This is a genomic window from Brevundimonas sp. TWP3-1-2b1, assembly GCF_049896165.1.
Taxonomy (GTDB): Bacteria; Pseudomonadota; Alphaproteobacteria; order Caulobacterales; family Caulobacteraceae; genus Brevundimonas; species Brevundimonas subvibrioides_B.
Genome location: NZ_JAFCTT010000001.1, coordinates 180,177 through 206,568, shown reverse-complemented (window position 1 = coordinate 206,568; position 26,392 = coordinate 180,177). Strand labels below are relative to the sequence as shown.

18 protein-coding genes are annotated in these 26,392 nt (G+C 67.6%); 5 read left to right on the top strand and 13 right to left on the bottom strand.

The features are described 5' to 3' along the window. Nucleotides 1-13 precede the first annotated feature (13 nt). Together ACP7AB_RS00995 and ACP7AB_RS00990 are read right to left on the bottom strand one after the other, a co-directional pair. Nucleotides 14-1,657: an AMP-binding protein gene (locus ACP7AB_RS00995; protein WP_425988031.1), complete on the bottom strand. Its 1,644-nt coding sequence runs from the start codon at nt 1,655-1,657 to the stop codon at nt 14-16. Next, nucleotides 1,654-3,012 (bottom strand): spinster family MFS transporter, encoded by a 1,359-nt coding sequence (locus ACP7AB_RS00990; RefSeq protein ID WP_425988028.1) that lies wholly within the window; start codon nt 3,010-3,012, stop codon nt 1,654-1,656. Before ACP7AB_RS00990 ends, ACP7AB_RS00995 begins: the two co-directional genes overlap by 4 nt. A 356-nt stretch (nt 3,013-3,368) precedes the next feature. On the opposite strand from ACP7AB_RS00990, the gene ACP7AB_RS00985 reads away from it, so the two are divergent. Continuing rightward, on the top strand, nt 3,369-5,696 hold the full coding sequence (locus ACP7AB_RS00985; protein WP_425988026.1) for a TonB-dependent receptor: 2,328 nt from the start codon (nt 3,369-3,371) through the stop codon (nt 5,694-5,696). An 87-nt stretch (nt 5,697-5,783) separates the two neighbouring features. Here ACP7AB_RS00985 and ACP7AB_RS00980 read toward each other — a convergent pair whose 3' ends face one another. Then, nucleotides 5,784-6,971 carry an acyl-CoA dehydrogenase family protein gene (locus ACP7AB_RS00980; RefSeq protein ID WP_425988024.1) on the bottom strand — a complete coding sequence of 396 codons (1,188 nt, stop codon included), beginning with the start codon at nt 6,969-6,971 and terminating at the stop codon, nt 5,784-5,786. Nucleotides 6,972-7,105: 134 nt separating this feature from the next. Between ACP7AB_RS00980 and ACP7AB_RS00975 the strand changes: the two genes are divergently transcribed. Beyond that, nucleotides 7,106-8,635 carry a carotenoid oxygenase family protein gene (locus ACP7AB_RS00975; RefSeq protein ID WP_425988022.1) on the top strand — a complete coding sequence of 510 codons (1,530 nt, stop codon included), beginning with the start codon at nt 7,106-7,108 and terminating at the stop codon, nt 8,633-8,635. A gap of 26 nt (nt 8,636-8,661) precedes the next feature. Further along, nucleotides 8,662-9,879, top strand: a complete 1,218-nt coding sequence (locus ACP7AB_RS00970; protein WP_425988020.1) for an acetyl-CoA acetyltransferase — start codon at nt 8,662-8,664, stop codon at nt 9,877-9,879. 134 nt (nt 9,880-10,013) lie between these two features. On the opposite strand, the gene ACP7AB_RS00965 is transcribed toward ACP7AB_RS00970, so the two are convergent. The 9 genes from ACP7AB_RS00965 to ACP7AB_RS00925 form a co-directional block, all read right to left on the bottom strand. After that, entirely contained in the window at nt 10,014-10,475 is a 462-nt protein-coding gene (locus ACP7AB_RS00965) for a PaaI family thioesterase (protein WP_425988018.1), read from the bottom strand. Continuing rightward, on the bottom strand, nt 10,472-11,425 hold the full coding sequence (locus ACP7AB_RS00960; RefSeq protein ID WP_425988016.1) for an NAD(P)H-dependent flavin oxidoreductase: 954 nt from the start codon (nt 11,423-11,425) through the stop codon (nt 10,472-10,474). Before ACP7AB_RS00960 ends, ACP7AB_RS00965 begins: the two co-directional genes overlap by 4 nt. Further along, nucleotides 11,422-13,137, bottom strand: a complete 1,716-nt coding sequence (locus tag ACP7AB_RS00955; RefSeq protein ID WP_425988015.1) for a class I adenylate-forming enzyme family protein — start codon at nt 13,135-13,137, stop codon at nt 11,422-11,424. The genes ACP7AB_RS00960 and ACP7AB_RS00955 overlap by 4 nt, the downstream gene beginning before the upstream one ends. Next, nucleotides 13,134-14,618, bottom strand: coding sequence for a class I adenylate-forming enzyme family protein (locus tag ACP7AB_RS00950; RefSeq protein ID WP_425988013.1), 1,485 nt, complete (start codon nt 14,616-14,618; stop codon nt 13,134-13,136). Before ACP7AB_RS00950 ends, ACP7AB_RS00955 begins: the two co-directional genes overlap by 4 nt. Next, nucleotides 14,615-15,841, bottom strand: a complete 1,227-nt coding sequence (locus tag ACP7AB_RS00945) for a thiolase family protein (protein ID WP_425988011.1) — start codon at nt 15,839-15,841, stop codon at nt 14,615-14,617. The genes ACP7AB_RS00950 and ACP7AB_RS00945 overlap by 4 nt, the downstream gene beginning before the upstream one ends. Continuing rightward, complete coding sequence (locus tag ACP7AB_RS00940; protein ID WP_425988009.1) at nt 15,838-17,526, bottom strand: aldehyde dehydrogenase family protein; 1,689 nt, start codon at nt 17,524-17,526, stop codon at nt 15,838-15,840. The genes ACP7AB_RS00945 and ACP7AB_RS00940 overlap by 4 nt, the downstream gene beginning before the upstream one ends. Further along, on the bottom strand, nt 17,526-18,674 hold the full coding sequence (locus tag ACP7AB_RS00935) for a thiolase family protein (RefSeq protein WP_425988007.1): 1,149 nt from the start codon (nt 18,672-18,674) through the stop codon (nt 17,526-17,528). The genes ACP7AB_RS00940 and ACP7AB_RS00935 overlap by 1 nt, the downstream gene beginning before the upstream one ends. 22 nt (nt 18,675-18,696) lie before the next feature. Then, entirely contained in the window at nt 18,697-20,163 is a 1,467-nt protein-coding gene (locus ACP7AB_RS00930; protein ID WP_425988005.1) for a carotenoid oxygenase family protein, read from the bottom strand. A gap of 65 nt (nt 20,164-20,228) precedes the next feature. Then, on the bottom strand, nt 20,229-21,131 hold the full coding sequence (locus ACP7AB_RS00925) for an SDR family NAD(P)-dependent oxidoreductase (RefSeq protein WP_425988003.1): 903 nt from the start codon (nt 21,129-21,131) through the stop codon (nt 20,229-20,231). A 116-nt stretch (nt 21,132-21,247) separates the two neighbouring features. Here ACP7AB_RS00925 and ACP7AB_RS00920 point away from each other — a divergent pair, with 116 nt between their 5' ends. After that, the gene (locus ACP7AB_RS00920) at nt 21,248-23,461 is read left to right on the top strand and encodes a TonB-dependent receptor (RefSeq protein WP_425988001.1); all 2,214 of its coding nucleotides are present in this window, start codon (nt 21,248-21,250) and stop codon (nt 23,459-23,461) included. A gap of 6 nt (nt 23,462-23,467) precedes the next feature. Here the strand turns inward: ACP7AB_RS00920 and ACP7AB_RS00915 are convergent, their stop codons facing one another. Next, entirely contained in the window at nt 23,468-24,424 is a 957-nt protein-coding gene (locus ACP7AB_RS00915) for a winged helix-turn-helix transcriptional regulator (protein WP_425987999.1), read from the bottom strand. Nucleotides 24,425-24,552: 128 nt separating this feature from the next. Between ACP7AB_RS00915 and ACP7AB_RS00910 the strand changes: the two genes are divergently transcribed. Next, complete coding sequence (locus tag ACP7AB_RS00910; RefSeq protein WP_425987997.1) at nt 24,553-26,388, top strand: AMP-binding protein; 1,836 nt, start codon at nt 24,553-24,555, stop codon at nt 26,386-26,388. Nucleotides 26,389-26,392: the final 4 nt, after the last annotated feature.

Sequence of the window (26,392 nt, the reverse complement as noted above, 5' to 3'; positions counted from 1 at the left end):
CCGTCAGGTCTTATCAAGCAACCGTCAATTTCTGACGTCGAACCACCAGCCCGGCCGGCTCCCGGTCGAAGGTCGCGGCGGTGACGCCCTCGTCGCGCAGGCCGGTCTTCTGGATCTTGTTGGTCGGGGTCTTGGGCAGTGCGGTTTCGACCCGGACGTAGCGGGGCACCATGAAATGGGTCATGCGCGGGATCAGCCATTCGACCAGTTCGCGCGGATCGATCCGGGCTCCATCGACAGGCGCCACGGCCACCATGACCTCCTGTTCGCCGCCTGGGAGGTCGATACCGTAGGCGGCGCATTCGCGGACGGACGGGTGGGCGACGACCTCGATCTCGATCTCCAGCGAGGACATGTTCTCGCCGCGCCGGCGGATCGCATCCTTCTTGCGGTCGACGAAGAAGAAGCAGCCCTCGGCGTCCCGCCACATCAGATCGCCGGTGTGGAACCAGCCGTTGCGCCAGGCCCGGGCCGTCGCCTCCGGATCGCCGAGGTAGCCGCTGAACAGCGTCCAGGGATTGTCCGAGCGGATCACGAGTTCGCCGGGCTGGCCGTGTGGAACCTCGTTATCCTGGTCGTCGACGATGCGGCACTCCATGCCGACGCGCACCCGTCCGCAGGAGCGCATCACCGGATCGTTGACAGCGCTGATCAGCGGGCCCGACACCTCCGTCATGTTGAACCCGGAAAGGTAGTCGAAACCGAACCGCTTTCCGAGCGCGACCGTATCCTCGTTGATCGGCGACAGGGTCACCATGCGAAGGGGATTATCGGCGTCGTCGGCCTTCGGCGGCTCCTTCATCAGGAAGGAGGTGAGGGCCCCGATCAGGCCGGAGCAGACCGTCGAGCCCGTCTCGCGCACCGTTTCCCAGAACCGGCGGGTGTCGAAGGCCTCGAACAGGGCCACCGAGCCGCCGCAGGCCACTGCGGCCGTGATCGCCGCGATGCCGCCGACGTGGAACATCGGCAGGTTCACCAGCATCCGGTCGGACTGGACCATATAGCCGTAGGTCACCCTGGCCGTGGTCCACTCCTGCACATAGGAGGTGATCACCGCCTTCGACGGACCGGTGGTGCCGGAGGTGAAAATGATCACCGGGGGGTCCCAGGGATGCTGGGGCACGGGGGTGCAGGCGGCGGGATCGCCGTCCAGAGCGGACGCGCCCTCGATCGTTAAGGGCAGGTTCAGGGGCTCGGAAGGCCCGGTCAGGATCAGACGTTCGGCGGCGCCCAGCGACAGCCCCTCCAGACGTGGCGCGAGGTCGGGGTGGACGATCATCACCTTCGCGCCGGTCTTGCCAACGGCGTGTTCCAGCAGCTTGCCGCGGAAACTGGTGTTGATGGGCGCCAGGACCGCGCCCGCATAGTTGGCGCCAAACCAGGCCCGCAGCAGGGCCGGCCCATTCGGGGCCCAGGCCGCGACGATGTCTCCGCCGTTGACGCCGCGCGCCTGCAGGGCGGCGGCGGTTGACAACGCTCGCCGGCGCGTCTCGGCCCAGGTCCAGGTCTCGCCGCTCTCGAAGCGGATGAAGACCACGTCGGGCGTCTCGGCCGCCCAGCGGTCGATCAGCCGGGGAATGACACAGTCCTCGGCCGAGGGCGGCGCCGGGTCGAACCAGGGGAGGGAGAGGCGCTTATCCTCGGTCAGGCCGCTCATCGGGCCGGCTCCTGCCACTCACGGGCCTCCTCGACGCTGTCCCGGAAGGGTTTCAGCGCCCGGCCCAGCAGGAAGGAGGCGATGGCGATGGTGACGCCACTGACGATGGCCAGCGACAGGCCGATATTCTCGCCGCCGCCCAGGAAATTGTCGCTGATCGCGGCCACGATGGTGGGGCCGAGGCCGAGGGAGACCAGGTTGCCGATCAGGAAATAGATGGCCGTGATTTGCGCTCGCAGCTGGTTCGGGGCGACGGCCTGCAGCGCCGTGGCCGGGAGGCTGTTCATAACGCCGGCGAAGAAGCTGAAGCCTGCGAGCGCGGCGATGGCCATGCCCTGCGTCGGCATCAGCGGCATGGCGATGGCAAAGGGAAGGCTGGCTATCAGCGCCAGGATGGCGACCCGGACCGGCGCGTCGGTCCGGCCCTTGCTGGCGAGCCAGTCGGTCATCCAGCCGCCGACCAGAACGCCCGGCGTGGCGGCGGCCAGCAGCACGACCCCGTAGGCGAATCCGACTTCGGCGGGTGTCATGCCGTGCTGGCGGATCAGCACCGCCGGCGCCCAGGCCAGATAGGAGATGCCGGCCATGCCGAAGATCGAGAAGGCCATGATCAGGACGTAGAAGGTCGACTTGCGGGACCACATGTATTTGAGGACCCCGGCCTGGACGCCCGACCTGGTCACGCCGTGACGCGGCGGTTCTCGAACGATGATGAACAGGGCGGCGATCAGCAGGCCCGGCGCGCCGACGAGGACGAAGGTCTGCTGCCAGGGCGCCAGTTCGCCGACGAAGGGCAGTTGCATCGCTCCCGCCTGGGCTATGGCGTCGATCACCGCTCCGCCGATCATCAGGGCCAGCCCGGCGCCGAGGTAGGGGGCCATCGAATAAACGGCCAGGGCGCGTGCGCGCTGACGCGGCGGGAAATAGTCGGAGATCATCGAATAGGCGGCGGGCGACAGGGCTGCCTCGCCGATGCCGACGCCGATGCGCGCGGCAAACAGGGCCCAGAAGCTGTTCGCCAGACCGCAGGCCACGGTCATCACGCTCCAGACCACGATGCCCCAGAAGATGATCCAGCGTCGGCTGCCCCGATCCGCCAGCCTCGCCAGGGGCACGCCCATGACGGTGTAGAACAGGGAGAAGGCGATCCCGGCCAGCAGGCTGAACTGGGTATCGGTGATGGTCAGATCGGCCCGGATCGGCTGAACCAGAAGGGTGAGGATCTGACGGTCGATGAAGCTGGAGGTGTAGGCCACCATAAGGGCCGCGACCGCGAACCAGGCCCAGCCGGAATGGGGCCATATCCTCGCCGCCGCCGGTTGCCCTGCGCCCGTCACACCATCACCCACGCTCATGTCGCGACCCCGTTCAATCTCAAGATGAAAGTGACTTTCGCAGTTGCGAGATGACCGCCCGTTCGTTTCGCACTCGCGTCACCGATCCTGTCGGTCGATCGCGGCGCGAAGGTGCATGAACAGCGATAATGCACTCGCAACTCCCTGTTGTCGCACAAGGTATCGCCCGAAAATCCGCCGAATCCCCGTTCGGTCGCGACCGGCACAACCTCCGTTTGGCTGGACCGTGTCACCTTGCTCACACTGAAGCACACAAGTCGGTCTGATTACAAAAGCTATTTGACAGTCTCAATTCACCAGTGACACATTGCCCCCAGAAGCACCTCGGCTAACGGGGGCTCATGGGAGGATTGGGCGTGAATATCAGAGGCACAGTCAGCGTATCCGCATTGGTCATCGCCGCGACGCTTTCCGCGACGCCGACCCTGGCCCAGACCGCCCCCGCCGGGCAGGAGGCGACGGTCGTCGATGAGATCATCGTCACCGCCACACGCCGCGCGCAGCGTCTGATCGAGGCGCCGGTCGCCGTGACCGCAGTCAGCGGCGAGCAGCTGGAGAACTCCGGCGTCAGCGACATCCGTGAGTTGACCAGCCTGGCCCCCAGCGTTCAGTTCCAGACGCCCGGCGGCGGCTCGGACTCCTCGATCCGCATCCGGGGCGTGGGCACCACCTCGACCAACCCCGGTCTGGAATCCTCCGTCGGCGTCATCATCGACGGCGTCATCAGGGCCCGCACGGGGGTCGCCCTTTCGGAATTGGGCGACCTGCAGGGCATCGAGGTCCTGCGGGGGCCGCAGGGCACCCTGTTCGGGCGGAACACCTCTTCAGGCATCATCAACGTCACAACGAAACAGCCGGATTTCAACGGTATCAGCGGCAATATCACCGGGTCTTACGGCAGCTTCAACGATCGCCGGATCTCGGGCGCCGCGAACTTCCCGCTGGTCGACGATGAACTGGCCCTGCGCATCGAGGGCAGCTACGAGCTGCGTGACGGCTTCCATTCCGACGCCAACTCGGGCGAGAGCCTGGACAACCTCGACCGCCAGTTCGTGCGCGGCAAGCTGCTGTGGCGTCCGTCCGAGACCCTCAGCTGGACCTTCACGGCCGACTATACGAACCGCAACGAGAACTGCTGTGTCGCGCTTCTGGCCATCGCCGGCCCGACCTACAATCTGGTCAACCAGCTGGCGGCCGCGCGCGGCGGAATTGGGTATCCCTCGACCAATCCGTTCGACCGGCGCGCCTCCAAGAACAACATCCGCCAGAACCAGGAGGACATCGAGGATATGGGCGTGTCCGCCTCGGCGGAGTGGGATCTGGGCTGGGCCACCCTGAACTCGGTCAGCGCCTTCCGCAGTTGGGAAGCCTTCCGCTCGCAGGATTTCGACCACTCGGGCGCCGACCTCGGATTCTTCGCACCCGACGGTCTGCACCAGGGCTTCGACGTCCTGACCCAGGAACTGCGTCTGCAGGGTGAGAACGGCCGGCTCGACTGGCTGGTGGGGCTGTTCTACTCGGACGAGACCGTCCTGAACGACAGCGCCTTCCGCATGGGCGCCGACTATCCGCTGATCTACGGCGGCGCGGCGACCTTCCAGGCCTCGACCCTGGCCGCCTTCCGGCCCGGCGACGGCGCGCGCGGCATCGGTGAGCAGAGCGGGCAGGACCTTTCCTTCTTCACCCACAACGTCTTCCGCGTCACGGATGCGCTCAGCATCACTGCAGGCCTGCGCTACACGCAGAACGACAAGGAGATCAGTTACCGGGGCGAGAACTTCAACCCGGCCTGCGACAGCGCCGTCCGCACCAGCGACGCCGCCGGCATTACCCGGTTCTGCGCCCCCTTCTGGGACACGCGCCTGAACCCCTCGGGCGACACGGACGCGCGCACCGAAGAGGCCACGACCGGAACGGTGAACATCGCCTATCGGGTCAGCCAGTCGCTCAACACCTATGCGTCCTACTCGCGGGGCTACAAGTCGGGAGGCTACAACTTCGACCGCGCCGCCTTCACCACACCGGCCACGCCGAACGCCCGCGATCTGGCCTTCGTCGAGGAGACGGTCGACGCCTATGAGATCGGCATCAAGGGCGAGTTCTTCAATCGCTCCCTGCGCGCCAACTTCGCCGCCTTCCACCAGACGTTCGAAGGCTTTCAGCTGATCGAGTTCACCGGCGTCAGCTTCGTGGTCCGTTCGCTGGCCGAGGTCATCACCAAGGGCGCCGAGCTGGAAGTCACCTGGGAGCCGACCCCCGGCCTGACCCTGACCAACGGTCTCAGCTATACGGACGCCTATTATCCGACGAACGTCCTGAACCGTCAGTATTCCGGCCGGGAGCTGGAGCAGTCGCCGGACTGGGTCAACGTCTCGTCGATCACCTGGGAGTTCCCGATCGGCGACAGCCTGACCGGGGTCGCCTATGCCGACGCCCGCTACTCGTCCGAGTTCTTCTCCGGCGGCTTCGACCCGAACCGCGTACAGGACAGCTTCACCACCGCCAACGTCCGCTTCTCCCTGCGGGACGCGAACGAGGCCTGGCAGCTGGACGTCTTCGCCCGGAACGTCTTCGACCAGGACTACTATCGCCGCGTGATCCCCGCGACCTTCCAGGCAGGATCCTACTCGGCCTTCCTAGGCGACCCCCGCACCTACGGGGTCACCCTGCGGCGCAACTTCTGAGCCGCTTCTTCCGGTTTTTCCTGACCTGAGACACCTGGGCCCCGCTGTGTGAGCAGCGGGGCCTATTTTTGTGCGATGCCGGGGTGGCTAGAACCCCATCTGCCTCGCCGCCAGGTCGCGCAGGATCTCTTCCGAACCCCCGCCGATGACGAAGATGCGGGCCTCCCGGTAGATTCGCTCGACGCGGTTGCCGCCGGTATAGGCGCGGCCGCCGAGAACCTGCAGGCTCTCACGCGCGCAGTGCTCCAGCGTCGTCGTCGCCTGGACCTTCAGCAGGGCCAGGTCCGCGACCGGGACCTCGCTCCGGCCGAAGCGCCAGACCAGGATGTCCAGCATGGCGTAGGCGACCTTGATGCGCTGGACCATGTCCACGATCTTGTGGCGCATGACCTGGTGGTCGATCAGCCGTTTGCCGAAGGTCTGGCGTTCGCGGGCGAAGGCGATGGCCTCGGCGACGCAGGTCCGGGTCATGGCCAGGGTGGCGGCGATGCCGGAGAACCGCTCGATGTTGAACTGGCTGGCGAGGCCGGCGAAGCCGCGGTTCTCGACGCCGACCAGATTGCTCACGGGCACCTTGACGTTCTCGAAGTTCAGCCAGCCGTTGTTGCGGTTGTACCATTGCAGGCCTGGCAGGGAGCCGCGTGTCACGCCCGGCCGGTCGGTCTCGATCAGCAGCATCGACAGGCCGCCCATGCCCGGGCCGCCGGTGCGAAGCGCCGTCAGCAGATAGTCGGCCTTCATGGCGCCGGAGATCAGGGTCTTGCCGCCGTTGACAACGAAGACGTCGCCCTTGCGCTCGGCGGTCGTCGTGAAGCCCGACACGTCCGACCCGCCGCCGGGTTCGGTCACGGCGAAGGCGATTTTCTTGTCCCCGGCCAGCACGGGCCGGGCGACGCGGTCCAGCATTTCGGGCGTTCCACCGTTGATGATGGGCGGCAGGGCGATCCAGGGCGTGGCGAGGTCGGCGAAAACCACGCCTGAGCCCATGCGGAAGAACTCCTCGGCGAAGATGATCCGATGCCACAGGTCGACGTTCTCGCCGGTGCCGCCCAGGTCCTCACGGAAGCCCATGCCGCTGATCCCTTCCCGGGCGGCGTCGTTGTAGAGGCTGTCGGGGAAGTCGGAGACCGCGTCCCATTCGTCCAGATGCGGCGCGATATAGCCGTTCACGAAGTTGCGCAGCTGGCTCCGCCAGGCGTCATGCTCCGGCGTCATGAAGGGGCTGGGCGGCCTGAGGCCGTCAAAATCCAGCGCGGGCGGGGTATGATCGGCCATGGTCGTTTCCCTCATGCGCCGGCGTGTCCGGCATCGCTTTCACTTTCATACTAATCCCCCCTCGCCATTCGCCGCAAGCATGGTATGCTAACGCAACCCACTGGGCGACAGTCCGGCGGCTTGAGGAGCGACCGATGGGACTGGAACAGACGGGCGAGGCCCGCACATCCTTCAAGGATGGCGTCGGGCAGGCGCCGCTGAAGATCACACTGACCGACCACGAGCATCCCTATATGCAGGGCGCCTGGACGCCTCAGCACGAGGAGCACACCGTCGACGACATGCAGGTCATCGGGGTGATCCCGACCGATATCGACGGCGTCTATGTGCGCAACACCGAAAACCCGGTGCACCAGCCTCTGGGCCGCTATCATCCGTTCGACGGCGACGGCATGCTGCATGCGATCTCGTTCAGGGACGGCAAGGCCAGTTATCGCAACCGTTTCGTCCGTACCCGGGGTTTCGAGGCGGAGCAGGAGGCGGGTCGCGCCCTGTGGGCCGGTCTGGCCGAGCATCCGTCGCTGTCCGAGAAGCCCGGCTGGGGCGCGCACGGCGGGCTGAAGGACTCGTCCTCGACCGACGTCATCATTCACGCCGGCGCCATTCTCTCGACCTTCTACCAGTGTGGCGAGGCCTATCGGCTGGATCCCTATACGCTGGAGCCGATGGGCACGGACGGCTGGTGCCCGCCGGAGGGCATCTCGGCCCATCCGAAGGTCGATCCGAAGACGGGCGAACTGCTGTTCTTCAACTATTCCAAGGCCGCGCCCTACATGCACTACGGCGTCGTCGGCGCCGATAATCGACTGAAGCACCTCACGCCCGTGCCCCTGCCTGGGCCGCGCCTGCCGCATGACATGGCCTTCACGACGAACTGGTCGATCCTCAACGACTTCCCCCTGTTCTGGGAGCAGGATCTGCTGCCCAAGGGCTTCCACGTCGCCCGCTTCCACCCCGACATGAAGTCCCGCTTTGGCCTGATCCCCCGCTTCGGCGGCGAGGCCGACGTCCAATGGTTCGAGGGTGACGCCACCTATGTGCTTCACTTCCTGAATGCCTGGGAGGACGGCGATACAGTCGTTCTGGACGGCTATTTCCAGGACAATCCGGTGCCCAAGACCAGTCCGGACGCCTGGCCGGGGCATGAGCGGATCATGACCTTCCTCGATCAGAACATGCTGCAGCCCAAGCTGCACCGCTGGCGCTTCAACCTGACGACCGGCGAGACGACGGAGCAGCGGCTCGACGACCGGGTGCTGGAGTTCGGCATCATCAACAACCAGTTCGCGGGCGTGAAATATCGCTGGGCCTATTCCGCCGTGTCCAAGCCGGGCTGGTTCCTGTTCACCGGCCTGGTCAAGCACGACATGGATTCGCTCGAGAGCTGGGCCATCGACTTCGGGCCGGAACGGTATGGCTCGGAGCCCGGTTTCGCGCCGCGCGTCGGGGCGACCGAGGAGGACGACGGCTACCTGATCACCTATGTCACCGACATGATTGAAGACCGGTCCGAATGCGTCATCTATGATGCGCGCAAACTGGCCGACGGTCCGGTGGCGCGCATCATCCTGCCGGGGCGGATCTCCAGCGGCACCCATGCGACCTGGGAACAGGGCGAGACCATCCGGGCCTCGAAGGCGATGCTGGCGGCCAAGGCAGCGTAAGGATAGCCTGACATGACCTATATCCTATGACTTACATTCTTGGGGGCTGGCAGTCGGACTTCGCGCGCAACTATGCCCGCGAGGGGCTGGAGATCGGCGACGGCTTCGCGGAGGCCGTCCACGGCGCCCTGGCCGAGACCGGTCTGGAACCCGAGGACATCGACGTGGGCCACGTCGGCAACTTCGTCGGCGACCTGTTCACCGGTCAGGGGATGCTGGGCGGCTTCTTCGCCATGACCGACGAGCGGTTCACCGGCATGCCCGCCTCGCGCCACGAGGCCGCCTGCGCCTCGGGCAGCCTCGCCATCATGGCCGCTGCGGCCGATATCGAGTCCGGCCGCTACGGCACGGCCATGGTCCTGGGTCTGGAGATGATGCGCAACGTTCCCGGCGTCACCGCCGCCGAGCATCTGGGCGCTGCGGCCTGGGCCGGGCACGAATATCTGGACGCGACCTACGCCTGGCCGCGCGCCTTCTCCGACCTGACCGAAGAGTATGATCGCCGCTACGGCATCGACGAGGCCCATCTGCGTCGCATCTCGCAAATCAATTTCGAGAACGGCCGGCGCAATCCGAACGCCCAGACCCGGAACTACAGCTTCTCGAACGCCAGCTTCACCGACGACGACGAGGCCAATCCGGTCATTGAGGGCCGCGTCCGCAAGACTGACTGCGGCCAGGTCACCGACGGCGCCGCCGCGGTCATCCTGGCCTCACCCGAGCGCGCCGCTGAGTATGCCCGGAAACGCGGCATCCCGCTGGAGAGCATCCCCCGCATCAAGGGCTGGGGCCACCGCAACGCCCCCATCGACTACGGCCGCAAGATCAAGGCCAGCGAGGGCCAGCCCTACGTCTTCCCCCAGGTGAAGCGCGCCATCGACGACGCCCGCGCCCGGGCCGGTCTCGACCTGTCGGGCATCGACGCGGTGGAGACCCACGACTGTTTCTCCATGACCGAATATATGGCCATCGACCACCTGGGCCTGACCGCCCCGGGCGAGAGCTGGAAGGCCATCGAGGCCGGCGACATCGAGATGGGCGGGAAACTGCCGATCAATGCGTCGGGCGGGCTGATCGGCTGCGGGCATCCGGTGGGAGCCACGGGCGTGCGGATGGCGCTGGATGCCTTCAAACAGACCACGGGCACGGCCGGCGACTATCAGGTCGAGGGCGCGAGGAACGTCCAGACCCTGAATATCGGCGGGTCGACCACGACGACGGTCAGTTTCGTGGTCGGGATTTAGCGCGCCATTCCTCCCCCATCGGGGGAGGGGGACCGCGAAGCGGTGGAGGGGGCTCGCCGCGAATACGGCGTTTGGGGTGAGCCCCCTCCGTCACTTCGCTGCGCTACGCGCCACCTCCCCCAATGGGGGAGGATTTATCTCGCCGCCCGGATCGCGACGCCGACGGTCCCCTGAGCCACCACCACGCCCGTATCGGTGCGTACCTCGGCCGCGACCACGGCTTTGCGGTCGTCCCGCCAGGTGACCGTTCCCGTCGCCTCCAGCCGCGCCGTGTCGCTGGGCGCGGCGTTCAGGAACCGCATTGTCAGATCGCTCGTCACGAGGGTCTCGCCGGGCTTCAGAATGCTCATCACCGCCGCCCCGCCGGCCATGTCGATCAGGGCCGCCGTCACCCCGCCGTGGACCAGGCCGATGAAGTTGGCGTGGCCCGGGTCGATGTCGAGCGCCACCCGCACGAAGCCTTCGCGCGCCTCGACCGGATGCGCGCCCAGGCGCTTCAGGAAGCCGCCGACGCCGTCGCCCGCCGCCATCCAGCGCCGCAGCAGGTCCAGCCCGTCGACGGTCGGGTCCAGTTTGAACCGGACGGGTTCGCTCACGCCGCCCCGCGCAGGGCCGGGCGCCTGGACGTCTTGCGTTCGAAGCGCTCGATTGCGGCGATGTACTCTCTCTCAAGCTGGCTGACGACGTCGGCGACCGGCTCCACGGCCTTGACCGACTCGACGCCCTGGCCGGCGGCCCAGATGTCTCGCCAGCGCTTGGTGTCGCCGCCGGAGGCATAGTCGCGCACGGCCGGCCCGCCCAGATTGTCCGGGTCCTGACCCGCGGCCCGCAACGACGGCTTCAGCCAGGAGGCGGCAGTGCCGGTGACCGAGTCCGACACCACCAGATCGTCCGGCCCGGAGTCGATGACCATCTGTTTGTAGGCGGGCTGGGCCATGCTCTCGGTCGTCGCGAGGAAGCGGGTGCCCATGTAGACGAAGTCCGCCCCGGCCGCGACCGCACCCGCGATCCCGGCCCCGTCGCCCACGCCGCCGCCGACCGCGATATAGCCGTCGAAGAACTCGCGCACCGCCGAGATGAAGGCGAAGGGCGACAGGTGCCCGGTGTGTCCGCCCGCGCCCGCACTCACACAGGCCAGGCCGTCGACCCCGGCAGCTGCAGCCTTCTTCGCCAGGGTCATGGAGATGACGTCGGCGAACACCAGCCCGCCGTAGGCCTTGACCGTCTCCATCACCGGCTTCGGCGACCCCAGGGCGGTGATCACGACCGGCGGCTTGTACTGGGCCACCAGGCGCAGATCCTCGGCCAGACGCGCATTGGTCGAATGAGTGATCAGGTTGGCGATCCAGGGCGCGTCGCCGGGCTTCAGGGCTCCGGTGATCCGGGCCATCCAGCCGTCAAGGTCCTCGACCGTGCGGCAGTTGGTGGTCGGGAAGGCCCCGCCGATCCCGGCCTTGCAGGCGGCGATGACCATCTCCGGTCCCGAGACCAGGAACATGGGCGCGGCGAAGACGGGCAGGCGAAGCGTGTCGAAGGGGGGGGTCATACGGTCTCGGTCTGGTTGAAGGCGGCGCGCAGGTCGCGTTTCAGCACCTTGCCCACCGGATTGCGGGGCAGGGCGTCCAGCGTTTCCAGCCGCTCGATCTGCTTGTAGACGGCGACCTGGCGCTCGACGGTCAGGAAGCGATTGATCTCTTCCATCGTCGCCGTCTGGCCCGGCCGGAAGACGACGAAGGCCGCCAGACGCTCGCCGAGGTTCGGGTCGGGCGCCCCGACGACGGCGGCCTCGGCCACGGTCGGGTGGGCGACGAGGTGGTTCTCGATCTCCTCGGACGAGATGTTCATCCCGCCCCGGATGACGATGTCCTTCAGCCGCCCGACGAATTTCAGATATTGCAGCCGGTCGCCGGCCAGTTCGAACAGGTCGCCGGTGCGGAACCAGCCATCCTTGTCGAAAGCCCGGGCATTGATCTCCGGAGCACGCCAGTAGCCCGAGAAGATGGTCGCGCCCTTGACCCGCAGCTCGCCGGGCTGGCCCGATTGCGTGATCTCCCGCTCCGTCTCCGGCTCGACCAGCCGGGTGAAGATCCGGTCATGGAGCAGGCAGTTCCATTTGAACCCGTCGCCCAGGCGCGGAAACAGGGTGGCGCGCTCGGCCGGGTCCGGAATGTCCTTCAGGGCGCTGGGGAAGGAGGCCCCTTCGTTGGAGCCGAAATAGTTGACGATCTGCACGCCATGCTTCTCGTGGAAGGTCCGCACCATCCATTCCGACAGGGGCGCCGAGCCCGAGCCGATGGACTTCAACCGTTTGAAATCGATGCCCTCCAGCAGCGCCTCGTTCTGCAGCAGCAGGTTCAGAACGGCGGGCGGGGCGACGGTGTAGTCGATCCTCTCCTCGCGGATCTGGCGCAGCAGGATCGGCAGGTCGAAGGGCTGGTGCTGGATCAGCACGCCGCCCAGCAGCAGCCAGCCGATGAAGGCCGTCGAGATGCCGGCCATATTGACCATCGGGAAGGGGTTCAGAAGCCGCGCCCCCGGCTCCAGGTCCGCTGCGTCGATGACGCCGGCGCCCATGATGATCCATTCGTTATGGCTGCGGGGAACCCCCTTGGGCTGGGCCTCCGTTCCGGACGTCCAGCAGATGGTGAAGATGTCGTCGGCGGTGATGCGGGCCTCCCTGGCCGCCTTCTGCGCCGCGCGGTGCTGTCTGCCGGTGACCCCGTCCATCAGGGGTTCGAGATCGAGCGCGCCGGCCGGGCAGGTCTCGCCCAGGACGAAAACGGTCTTCAGCGTCGGGCAGCGGGCCTTGAGCGCGACGATCATCTGGCCGTGCTGCTGCTTCCCGATCCGGTCGGCGGTGATCGCGGCGACGGCATCGGTCCTGTCGATGATGTAGGCAAGCTCGCTCTCGCGGTACTGGACCGGGGCCGGGCTGGCGATGACGCCCAGCCGCAGACAGGCCAGATAGGCGATGCTGAGTTCGGCGATATTGGGCAGCTGGATGACGACGACCTTGTCCTTGGTGATCCCATGCGCGACCAGGACCGCCGCCAGCCGATCGACGGCATGGGCGGTCTCGCGCCAGGTCAGGCGGTCGGGCTGGCCGCCGACGACATCGGCAGCGTTCAACGGATCGACCAGAGCCTCGATGTCAGGATGGGCGGCGACATGTTTCTGGAACAGGTCGTCCAGCGTCTGGTCGCCCCACCAGCCCTTCGACTTCATCTCCTTGATGCGGTCCTTCGGGATCACGATCATCGGGCAAGCTCCAGCGGTCGTTGCGTGGTTCGACATAGGGCGCGGACGTCGTCTCGCACCACCTTGCCGACCGGATTGCGGGGCAGGGCGTCCAGCAGGTGCAGCCGCTTGGGCGTGCGCACCGGGCCGATCCGGTCCCGGACGAAGGCGGTGATGGCGGCGGCGTCCGCATCGGGGGCTACAGAGACCGCCGCCTCCAGCCGCTCGCCCCAGACGTCGTCGGGCTCGGAAAAGGCGCACGCCTCGCGCACCATCGGATGCAGGTTCAGCGCCGCCTCGACCTCGCCCGGATAGACATTGTAGCCGCCGGTAATGATCAGGTCCTTCGACCGGCCGATCAGATGCAACAGGCCGTCCTCGCCGATCCGCCCGATGTCCCCCGTCTTCAGCCAGCCGTCCTGACGCGAGGCCGCGGTCAGGTCCGGCGCGTCCAGATAATGGGTCCGGGTCAGGTCGCCGCCGACCATGATCTCGCCCTCGCCCCGCTCGACCAGATGGCCGTCGGTCGTCAGCAGGCGCACAGGCGTGTCCGCGAACGGCCGTCCGACGCTGGCCCTCATATCGGGATTGGCCATCTCCGCGGGCGACAGGCCGGTGATGGTCATGGGGGCCTCGGTCTGGCCGTACAGGGTGGAGACGACGGGACCGAAACGGGCGATAGCCTGGGCGATCCGGTCCGGCGACATGGGCGCGGCGGAATAGGTCAGGTGGCGCAGGCGGGGGAAGTCGTCGGGCTGGAACTCGGCCTCGCCCATCAGCAAGGCGATCAGGGTCGGCGGCATGAAGACGGTGGTCACCCTCGCCTTGAGTTCGGTCAGGATCGCCGCGCGGTCGGGTTCGGCCAGCAGGACGTGAGCTCCGCCCGCCGCCAGCACCGGCAGGACGTAGTGGGATGACCCGTGGGTCAGGGGCGCCACCGCGAGGTTCACATCGCCGGCATTGAAACCGTAGAACTCGGACAGCGAGCGCAACGCCGCCGCGCCGCTGGCCTGGCTCTGGACGACGCCCTTGGGCACGCCGGTGGAGCCGCCGGTGAACTTCAGGGCGAACGGCGCGCGGGGATCATCCGTGATCGGAGGCGGCGTCGCGGCGCCCACGCCATCCAGCCAGGTCTCCAGCGACAGGGGGTTGGCTGAGGCGCCGGCGGACTCGCTCGATGCGGCGTCGATCAGGGTCAGGGCCAGATTCGCGCGCGCCTGGAAGTCGCTGTTCAAACGGGCGCCGTTGCGGGGATTGAGCGGCGTCCACACCGCCCCGGCCCGCAGGATGGCCAGATAGGCGACGACGTGGCGCCAGCTGTTCCGCGCGCACAGTCCGACACGGTCGCCCGGTCCGACGCCGCGCGCCGCCAGGTCGCCGGCGGCCGCCTCGACCTGTGAGATCAATTCGCTGTGGCTCAGGGTCACATCGCCATCGAACAGGGCGGGACGATCGGCCTTGGCGGCCCGGTTGTCATAGAGGGCGCGGATCGGGTGGGTCATGCCGCCCGCTCCAGAATGGTCACGACGGTCGCGGCTTCCTCGACGCCGAGGAAGCCGCCGCCGTTCTCGGCCGCGGCGATGCGCGCGCCCTCGACCTGCCGCGCCCCGGCCTCGCCGCGCAACTGGGTGGTCAACTCGAACAGCTGGGCGATCCCGGTCGCCCCGACCGGATGCCCCTTGGACACGAGACCGCCCGACGGATTGACCGGCGTCCGGCCGCCCAGGGCGAAGTCGCCTGCGCGAAGGCGGGCGCCGACGGCGCCCGGTTCGGCCAGACCCAGGTTCTCGATTTGCTGCACCTCGGCATAGGAGGTGGCGTCATGGACCTCAACGAGATCGACGGCGACCGGCCCGATGCCGGCCTGTTCGTAGGCCTTCGCCGCCGCGCGGCGGCCGATATGATTCTCGAGTGCGTTCGCCGCCCGGTCGCTGGCGCTGACGAGGACGCAGGCGCGCACGCGGACAGCCCGGCCAGGCCCGCACAGGCGCGCCAGACCGGCCGCCGAACAGACCACCGCCGCCGCCGCACCGTCGCTGACGGGGGCGCACATGGCGCGGGTGAAGGGGAAGACCACGGGCTTGTCGGCCAGGACCTGATCGACCGTCATGGGCGTGCGGTACTGGGCGCGCTCGTTCAGGGCGCCGACGCTGTGGTTCTTGGACGCGATACGGGCGAAGTCTTCCTGGGTCGTGCCGTAGCGAGCCATATGGGCGCGGGCCTGGGCGGCATAGAGGTCCATGAACAGGCTGCGGTCGGGCCCGGGGTCCTCGCCGCCCATCGACCGGATATAGGCGACGACCCCCTCGCGGTCGTGGATGTCCGTGCCCCCGGCGAAGGCCGCGGCGACGCGCTCGGGGCGGTCCGGCCAGACCATCTTCTCGACCCCGACGATCAGGGCGATATCGCCCGCACCGGCCTTGATCCAGTGGATTGCCGAGAGCAGCGCCGTCGAGCCCGAGGCGCAGGCGTTCTCGACGTTCACGACCGGAATACCGGTCAGACCCAGCGGCCGCAGGGCGATCTGGCCCCGCACCGTGTTCTGGCCCTCCAGCATCGGCTGGCGCGTGTTGGAGAACCAGGCCGCCTCGATGTCGCCGACGGCTGCGCCCGCGTCGGCAAGGGCGGCTCTTACGGCCTCCGCGGTCAGGGACTTGACGCTGTCGTCCGGCCGCTTGCCGAAGCGGGTCATCGAAATCCCGGCGATGAAGACGTCGCCGCTCACGCCCCGGGCCGTCTTCGCTGGACTATGCGGAAACGCGAGGCGACGAAGGCGAGGTCCGCGAGGCAGGCGTTGCCCGCCGGGTTCAGCCCGGTGACGTGATAGTCGCTGTATGCGGCGGCGAAGTTGATCCACATCGCGCCGGTCAGGTTGATCGACAGATTGGCTCCAGCCGCTTCATAGGCCGGCGTGGCGCTGTCGATGAATTCCTCGTCGGTCGAATAAAGGTAGGACGAGATCGAGCCCTTGGTGCGGGCCAGCCAGGTCGCCTCCATGACCGCCGCGCCGGCGTCCTTCCTTACCAGGAACAGGACCGGACCGAACCGTTCCTCCGCATACAGATCGACGTGTTGGCCGTCCTCCACGGCGATGACCAGCGGGGTCAGGGTGCGGGCGTCCGGGAACTGCGGATGGGCGTAGGGCGCGGGTTCGCGGAGCGTCCGCACCCCGGCCAGGTCTGTGACGGCGGCGCGCGCCTCGGCCACGACCGTCAGGGACACCTCGCCCTGGATCGCGCCCATGATGCCGGCCGCCTGCGCCGGGTCGGAGGCGATGGCGTCGATCTGTTCGACGATGGCGGCGGACATGGGCTCGAAAAGATCGGGCGCGATGTAGATCACCTGCGGGCTGGTGCACATCTGGGCCGAGAACAGGCTGGACGAACGGGCGACGGCGCGGGCGACGGCATCAAGATCGGCGACGCTCTCGATGACCACCGTGTTTACGCCCGCCGTCTCGGTGAACAGCTGCTTGCCGACGACGGTGCGTTCGAGATAGCCGCCGTAGCGGGGGCTGCCGGTGAAATCGATGATCTGCACCCGCGGGTCGTCGACCAACGTCTGCGCGACAGGATCTGTGAGGGTATCGACGGCGAGCGTCACCAGGTTGGGATCGAAGCCGAACTCGGTCAGCACGGCGCGGCTGGTCTCGACCACGATGGCCATGGGCAGGATGGCGATGGGGTGCGGCTTGACGATGACCGGATTGCCGGTGGCCAGGCTGGCGAACATCGCCGGATAGGCGTTCCACGTCGGGAAGGAGGCGCAGCAGATCACCAGCCCCACGCCGCGCGGGACCAGCACATAGGTCTTTTCCAGGGTGACCTGCTCACCGGCGAAGGTGCGGCGCCAGGTCGCCGACGGCGCCACATCGCGCATCGCCTTGGCGGCATAGGCGAGGGCCTCGACGCCCCGGTCCAGCGCATTGGGGCCGGAGCCGCTGAACGCCTGGGTATAGCTCTGGCCGGCGACATGCATGACCGCGTGGGCCATCTCGAAATTTCGATCGTACAGACGCGCCGCCATCTCCAGGCAGAGGGCGATGCGCAGCTCGAAATCGGCCTCGCGCCAGTCGCCCATGGCACCGACGGCGGCGGCGACCAGGGCCTCCGGATCGCTCTTCGGATAGAGGATGCCGAGCGGCTTCTGGGTAAAGGGCGATACCTCCTCGCCGACCTCGCCGACGACGCCGGGCTGGCCCAGGTCGAAGGTCGTGCCCAGACGCGCCTCGAACGCCGCCTTGCCCGCGCCCGGCTTGTCGGGGCCGTGGATCTTCGTGGACGGACTGTCGCTGTAGGGGCTCCAGCTCTTGCGGGTCTCGACCGCGTCGATGGCGGACGCCAGCGTCGGCGCATGACGCGCGATCAGCGCGATGCGACGGTCGTCCAGACTGGTCGCGGACCCGTCCATCAGCCCAGTCGCTCGACAATCATCGCCGAGCCGACGCCCTGGGCTCCGTGCGCCACGACTATGCCGTAGCGTCCTTCGCAGGCGTCGAGCGCATCCAGCAGCGACGACAGCAGGATGGCGCCGGTCGCCCCCATCGGGTGGCCCTTGGCCATGTGGCCGCCGCCGACATTGACCTTGTCGGGGTCGGCCTTCCGCTCGCGCATGAACTTGACGATGGTGACGGCGAAGGCCTCCATGAACTCGATCCGGTCCATGTCGTCGAGGCTCAGGTTCGCCCTGGCCAGCGCCCGGTCCATGGCCGTGAACCCGGCGGTCAGGGACGCGGCCGGGTCGCCGCCTGCCTCGGCATAGGCGACGATCTTTGCGCGCGCCCCGGCCGCCTCGCCGGTGACGATGGCGAGGCCGGCGCCGTCGCACATCGGCGGGGCGTGGGCGACGGTGTGTCGGTGGTCGATGACCCTGCCTTCCAGAGCCTCGGCATACTGTTCGCCCAGCGCGCCGAAGGCGGCGGGCATGGCGGCCAGGCTCTCGGCGGTGGTCGAGCCCCGGGCCGGTTCCTCCTTGTCGAGGCCGTTGAGCGGGATTCGGGATTTGACCAGTGGCGTGCCCTCGGCAGCGGCCGTCCTTTGCTGCGAGGTGAGGGCCGCGGCGTCCATCTCCTCGCGGCTGACGCCGAGGTCCTCCGCCAACCGGTCTGCGGCGACGACGACGGGGATGTAGCGGGTGCGCGGCGGGAAGCTGGCGTCCTCGTAGTAGTCGGCCTTGTCGCCCATGAAAGGCACGCGCGACATCATCTCGACCCCGCCGGCCAGAGCGGTTTTCGCCCCGCCCGCCTCGATCATCTGCGCCGCCTGCCCGATCGCGGTCAGGCCCGAGACGCAGTAGTTGTTGATCGACCAGGCATAGGCCTCGTCCGGCAGCCCGGCGTACATCTTGGACACCAGGGCGACGTTCGCCCCCTGCGCCCCGACCTGGCCGACGGCTCCCAGAATCAGAGCGTCGACCTTCCGCGCCGCGCCGCCGTTGCGGGCGTCCAGGGCGTCGATCAAACCGCCGATCAGCTCATGCGGCTTCATCGAGGCCAGGCCTCCGTCGGGGCGGGCCTTGGCGCGCGGCGTGCGCACGGCGTCCAGAATGTATGCGGTCACAAGCTACTCCCCGAGGTTCGGATCAGGCCGCGATCTGGTCGCCGGGCGCCCAGGTTCCGTGGAATCCGGCCGGCACGCGCACGGGCAGGGGGATGCGTGCGATCGGGCCCTTGTCGAAGTCCTGGGCGTTCAGGACCTGCACCTCCGAGGTTCCGTCCGGCGCCGTGGCGAAGACCACGACATAGCCGTCGTCTTCGGACGTCGATCCGACGCGGGGTGCGAACACGGGCTCGGACCCGCCGATGCCGCCGCCGAACTTGTATTCCTGCGCCTGACCGGTGCCGAGATCGTACTTCAGCAGACCATCGAACCGCTGCAGTTCCTCCGGCGCCATCGACACGTGGTAGGACCATTTCGACCTGGCGCCGGTGTGGTCGAGGTTGATCACAGGGAATTCGCCGATGCGGTCGTCGAGCTGGCGTTTCTTCACCTCGCCCGTGACCATGTTCATCCGCCACTCGACCGGCACGGCGTTCAGCGCCAGAACGTTGACCATCGAGGCGTAGGGGCCATAGGCCGGCTTTGGCGGGAAGCCGTTCGGCTGCATCATGCAGGCGGTCATGACGACCTCGTCGCCGTCCTCCCAGGCGTTGACGACGTGATAGATGTAGCAGGTCTCGGTCTCGAACCATTTGATCTGGTCGCCCGTGCCGTATTTGGGCGCGATGCCGAACCGCGCCGGCTGGTCCGCCACCTTGATCTGCCACATGTGGTTGCGCAGCCCGCCCTCGGTGAAGACCACCGGCAGGTCGTGCAGGATGACGTAGTTCTCGGTCAGCCCCATGTCATGCGGCAGACGCGGCCCGGGCAGGTCGACGCGCTGGAAATTGGTCAGGACGTTGTCCTTCGACACCACGCCCCAGGTCATCCACGGCTCGGTCAGGGAGTAGTCGAAGAAGCAGAACTCGCCCGTCCTCGGATCGACCTTGCCGTGGGCCGAAACGTGGCGTGACAGGGCGCCGCCGAAGGTCTCGTTGCCGAGCGTCTCAAGGGTGCGCGCATCGACCCGCACCGGCTTGCCGGAGATGTACCACAGGGCCATCAGCGAGCCGTTATGGAAGACCAGGTCGGTGTTGGCCGTGTCCTTGTAGACAAGCTCGCCCCGCGTCGAATCCGGCCGCGACTTCGACGACGGCATCAGGACGCCGCCGGCACCGATCGCCTTGCCGGCCTTCTCGGCGCGATAGTCGTCGGTGCCGACATAGCGGTTGCGGTACTCCGCCTTGCCGTTCTCGAAATAGACGGCGTGGATCATGCCGTCGCCGTCGAACCAGTGGTGCATCCCCTCTGGCGCCTCATGTGGATTCGGGCCATTGCGGACGAAGGACCCGTGCAGATCCTTCGGGATCTCGCCGATGACCGGCAGTTCCAGCGCCGTCGTCTCGGTCGCGACGGGCTCGTACAGGCCCTGCAGATAGGGGTTCAGGGTGTTAAGGCCGGTCAATTCGCCGGTCGAGATCCTGCGGGCTACGGCGGCGTCGTCGGCCATGGCTCAAGCTCCATCCATCCAGAAAGGCAAGTTACGCGTGGTGGTATCTTAACGCAAGTCAGGTCTCACGCCCTGGGAGGCGTGGCGGCCAGGAACTCCTTGAGAGCGGCTATGCCGTCATGGGGACGCGTCCAGGTCTCGACAGACATCATCGCCTCGCGGCCCGCGTCGAACCGCTCCAGCAGCATGTCCGGATCCCGTCCGAAATCCAGTCCCGGCCCCTCGATCCGCCAGGCGGGCCGTACCTTGCCGGCCCCGGCGACCAGGGTCTCGCCGTTCAGTTGACAACCTGCACTCACCAGCCAGCTGACCACAGGCGCGACCAGTTCGGTCGGCATGGCTGCGCCGGTGGCCTCGTCGACGTATTTCTCGGTCATGGCGGTCAGGGCGTAGGGGGCGACAGCGTTGGCGTGGACGCCTTTGGGCCCGCCCTCCAGGGCGATGACCCGCATCAGGCCGATCACTGCCGCCTTCGACGCCGAATAGGCCGCCATGCCGTGCACTCCGTGCAGGCCGGCTGCCGAGGTGGTCATCACGATTCGGCCCGACCCTTGTTCGCGCATGTGCCGATAGATCGGCAGGGTCGCCGTCAGGGTTCCGAAAAAGTTGATGTCGAAGACGCCCCGCACCTGTTCGATGCTCTGTTTGTGCAGGCTCATCGCCTCGGGCACCCCGGCGTTGTTGATCAGCCCGTCGATGCGACCGAACCCGTCCAGCGCCGCCGCAAGGAGCCGGTCTCCGGCTCCGTCCTGCTCGACGGCCAGGGCGCAGGCCACGGCCTTGCCGCCCTCCGCTCGGATTCGGGCGGCTACCGCATCGGCTGAGGCCGGTTGGCCCTGAGCCCTGGGTCGGGTGTTGACCACCACACTCGCGCCCCGCGCCGCCAGATCCAGCGCATAGGCCAGACCCAGGCCGCGCCCAGCGCCCGTGACGATGATAACACGGTTCTCCAGCGATCGGTCGGCCATGAACTCTCCTCGCTCAACACTTGCGTAAAAGGACTTGCAAATCTGGTCTGTTGGCGCAAGCCTCTCGGCAGAGCTTCCGGCAACAGGGGGCCAATCATGGGAACGGGACCGCCAACATGAAGACCATCATCGGGAAGACCGCGTCCGCCGCCGTGCTGATTCTGGCCGCCGGCCTGGCCACGCCGACTTTCGCCCAAAGTACTGGAACGCCCGCGCCGCAGGACGAGGCCGCCTCGCTGGACGACATCATCGTCACCGCCCAGCGTCGCGCACAGTCGCTGCAGGACGTGCCGATCGCCATCACAGCCTTCGACGCCGAGACGTTGGAGCGTACGGCGGCCCAGGGCATCCAGGATGTGGCGTCCAAGGCGCCGGGCGTGACCCTGACCCAGTTCAATATCGGCGAGCCCCAGCTCTACATCCGCGGTGTCGGCACCACGAGCGACTCGGCCGCCAGCGACCCGTCCGTCGGGGTCTCCATTGACGAGGTGTCCATCGGTCGAGCTGGAGCCAGTTCCCTGGCCTTCCTCGACATCGAGCGGGTCGAGATCCTGCGCGGGCCCCAGGGCACCCTCTACGGCCGCAACGCCTCGGGCGGCGCGCTGAACGTCTATACCCGCAAGCCCCAGCTTGAAGACACGACGATGGCGCTGCTGCGCTATGGCAGCTTCAACGAATGGGGCGGCGAGGCGGTGATCAACCGCATGATGGGCGAGGCTTCGGCCGCCCGCCTGGCCGTCCGAGTCAACTCCAACGACGGCTATGCCGAGAACGTGCCCTCAGGGCGAGGGCTGGAGGGCGGCAACCAGTTCGGTGCGCGAGTCTCGCTGATGACCGAGGCCGGTCCCTGGACCCTGACCGGATCGGTCGATGTTTCTCGCGACCGGATGGACGGTCACGCCCGTATTCCGGTCACGACGCCGAGCACGGCTCCGGCCTTTGTCGCCCTCATCAACGGCCTTCGCACCGGGCTGGATGTTCGCCAGAGCTATTCCTCGCCCGACAACTATCAGGACCGCGACAACTGGGGCGCCACGGTGCGGGCCGAGTATGCCGCCGAGGCGTTCGACGTCGTCTCCCTGACCTCCTATCGCAACAACGAATACAGCTGGCGCGATAACCTCGGCGGGCTGCCGTTCCCTAACTTCCCGCTGGCGGTCGATGACCGCGCCACGGAAGACGCCAGCCAGTTCAGCCAGGAGTTCCGCCTGGTTTCCAAGCCGGACTCGGCTGTCAGTTGGGTCGCCGGTGTCTACTACTTCAGCGAGGACGTGGACCGCTCGGAGCGCTTCATCGTCCAGGCCGCCCTGCCGATCGCGCCGCCGTCGTTCGGCGGTGACACTACCTTCAACCAGACGGCCGCGAACTCGAGCTACGCCGCCTTCGGTCAGGCGACCATTCCGTTCGCCAATATCTGGGAACTGACCCTCGGCGCCCGCTGGACCCATGACGAGCGCGAGATCCATCAGGTCGCGCTGGACAATGACCTCGGTCTCAACCCGCCCGTCGGCATCCCCCTGGGGCCGACCGGGTCCCCCTATAACGTCCGCGCCGAGGCCAGCTTCGAGGAGCCGACCTGGAAGATCGCCCTTGCGGTCGAGCCGTTCGACAACGTGCGCCTCTACGCTTCCTATGACCGGGGCTACAAGGCCGGGTCCTTCCCGTCAGGCGCCCAGACGGGCGTCCAGGCCGGCACGCCGCTGCGCTCGGAACTGCTCGACAACTACGAGCTCGGAATCAAGTCGACTGTGATGAACGGCCGGCTGCGCTTCAACGCCGCCGCCTTCAAGCTCGAGTACGACGATCTGCAGGTCTATGAGCTGCTGGGTCTGAACCTGGTCACGTCCAACGCCCAGGCCGAGGTCAATGGCTATGAGATCGAGAGCGCCTTCGCGGTCACGAACAACCTGACGATCGGCGGTTCCTACACCTCGCTCGACGCCCACTACACGTCCAACGCCGTCTCTGGCGCTTCGATCCTCCGCTACAACGGCCTGATCCTGCCGCGTTCGCCGGAGAGCCAGTACACCCTGTACGCCGACGGCGAGTGGGATATGTGGGGCGGCGAGCTGGCTGCCCGCATCGACTATCAATGGACGGACGACTTCTTCTTCGACCCGTCGAACAATCCTGAGGTCCGCTCGCCGGCCCACAGCCTGGTCGGCGCCTATGCGTCTTGGGAGGCCGCGAACGGGGTGAAGATCGCCGTCTACGGCAAAAACCTGGGCGACGAGGAATACCAGCAGCACATCATCAAGAACGTCGGGGTGGGCTTCAGCGTCTTCGGCCCGCCACGCTCCTACGGCATCGCGATCAGCCGTAGTTTCTGATCGGACTCAGGCGGCGCTGGTCTCGACCGGCGCCGCCGCCTCGACCTCCCAGCGGATGTTGCGCGGGTCAATCTTCCGCCCGGTCGCGATGTCGCAGACCACTGCCGAGATCGGGTCGCCCGTCCCGGTTTCGATCAGCCGCAGCGGCGAGCCGTCCGGGCACAGCCATCGTTCCGACCAGCCGTGCATGGCCATGATCATCGGATAGAGGTCGCGGCCCGCCTCGGTCAGCCGGTATTCGAACCGCGGCGGCGCCTGCTGATAGAGGCGCTTCTCCAGCACCCCCTGCAACACCATGATCTTCAGCCGGTCGGCGAGGATGTTGGTCGCCACGCCCAGCGCTTCGTGGATTTCGTCGAACCGCCGCAGGCGGAAGAAGGCGGCAGCCAGCACGGCCCAGCTCCAGTAGTCGCCCATGATGTCGGTCGAGCGATCGATGATCGCCCGGTCGGTCTCGATCGGCTGGGTACGCCGCCGCCGCGAGGTCGGCGGGGCGATGGGGACCAGGCCCTCGCGTGCCTCCCAGCGGACGTGATGCGGCTCGATCGGTCGACCGCCCTCATGGTCGAAGACCGCTGGCGTGACCCGGGCGCCCGTCTCCCGGTCGAAGAAGGCCATGGCGTAGCGTTCCTGCAGCGGCGAACGCGCCCATTTCCGCTCCCACTGACCCTGCATGACCGCGACCCCGAACATGTCGAGACCCATCTCGGTCAGCCGGTATTCCATCCGCGTCGCCGACCCCCTGGCCTCGCGCTGTTCCAGCAGGCCCGCGGCCGTCAGCCGGTTCAGCCGGTCGGTCAGGACGCTGCGCGGCATGCCCAGCCGATCGCGCCAGTGCGAGAAGCGCCGCGCGCCATAGAAGGCCTCGCGCAGGATCAACTGGGTCCAGGCGTCGCCGGTCACGGCGAAGGCGCGGGCCACGGGGTTGCCCATGATCAGGTTGCGGGTGGGGGGAAGCGTCACGCGGACTGGTCTTTGTCTTCAACCCGATCTGCGCTGGGCCGAGTCGATCCTAGCACCAGATCGCGCCACGCGTCGCCCGTCGATAAATCCTGATTTGCAAGTGACTTGGCCGGGCTTAGGATCGCGCCATGACCGACGCGCTTTCCGCCATCGACCTGACCGCCGCGCCCTGTCGCCCGGTGCGGTTCGGAGAGGTGGGGGTGGAGATCGAGCGTCGTCCCGACGGGGTGGTCATCGTCTCTGCCAGGGCGCTGCTGAAACCCTACGACCCCAACCTGGCCGCCACCTTCCGGCGTCATGCCGATGCGACGCCGGACAGGCTGTGGCTGGCGAGGCGAGAGGGTCCGGAGCGGGACTGGACCCGACTGACCTACGGCGAGGGTTGGTCGCGCGTGGCCTCGGTCGCCGCCTGGCTGATGGATCGCGGGGTGACCGCCGACCGGCCGATCCTGGTCCTGTCGGAGAATTCGCTGAACCATGCGGTCCTGATTTTCGCCGGAATGGCGGCGGGCGTCCCGGTCACCTCGGTCAGCGTCAACTATTCGCTGCTGTCGACCGACTTCGAGCGGCTGCGTCACGTCGTCGACCTGATCCGGCCAGGCCTGGTTTACGCGGAACAGGGCGGGCTCTTCGCCGCAGCCATCGCCGCCGTCGCACCCGATGACGCGATCATTGTCACCGCCGCGCCGGGGATTCCGGGCGCCGTCGACTGGAGCGAGGCTGTCGGCTTCCCGGCGCCGGACCTGTCCGCTCACATCGCCGCCCTCGATCCGACGAAACCGGCCCGCTACCTCCTGACTTCCGGCTCGACCGGACGGCCCAAGGCGGTGATCCACACCATGGCCATGGCGACGGGCAACACCCATTCGGGCTTCCAGGCCATGGGCGACGCCTTCGCCTGGGACCGTCAGGCGCTCGACTGGCTGCCCTGGAGCCACATCGCCGGCTCGTCGCTGATGACCAATATCACCTGCCTCGGCGGCGCCCTCTACATTGACGACGGGCGACCGATGCCCGGCAAGTTCGACGAGACGATCCGGAATCTGAAGGAGATTCCGCTTCGCTACTACGGGACCATGCCGAACGGCTATGCGATGCTGGCCGATGCGTTGGAGGCCGATGGGGACTTCGCTCGCCACTTCTTCACCGAGCTGCGCGCCATGCTGTTCGGCGGTGCGGGCCTGCCCCAGGCGCTGCATGACCGGCTGCAACGGATCGCGGTGCGCGCCACGGGACGGCGGTTCGTCTTCGTCTCCGGCTACGGCTCAACCGAGACCGGTTCGGCGATCAGCTACACCTGGTGGGAGGACACCCGCGTCGGCATCGGCCTGCCCGTCCCGGGCGCGGCGTTCAAGCTGGCGCCCTGCGACGGCGTCTATGAGGTGCGGGTCAAGGCGCCGTCCGTCACGCCCGGCTATTTCGCCGACCCGGACCAGACCGCTGCGGCCTTCGACGAGGAGGGGTTCCTGCGCATGGAGGACCTCGCCGACTTCCACGACCGTGACCGGCCGGAGGGCGGACTGTATTTCGCCGGCCGCCGCGCCGAACAGTTCAAGCTTATGAACGGCACCTTCGTCATCGCCGGTCGCCTGAGGGATTCCCTGATCGGCCGGCTCGCCGGGGTGGTGCGCGAGGTCGTCATCTGCGGTGATGGCCAGGCCGAGGTCGCCGTCCTTGCCTGGGCGGACGGGGAGGGCGTGCGTCGCCTGACCGGCGGGACGGACACCGGACACCCCGCCGTCGTGTCGGCCGTCGCCGGGGCGCTTGCCGCCCACAACCGCGACAATCCCGGCCAGTCGAGTCGCATCGCCCGCCTGCTCTTCCTCGCCGACCCGCCGGACCCCGAGGCGCACGAGGTCTCCGACAAGGGCTCGATCAATCGCCGCATGGTGCTGAACCGTCGGGCGGACGACCTGGCGCGGCTGTTCGCGAATCGGCCCGGCTGCATCTCGCCCGCGCCCTAGATGT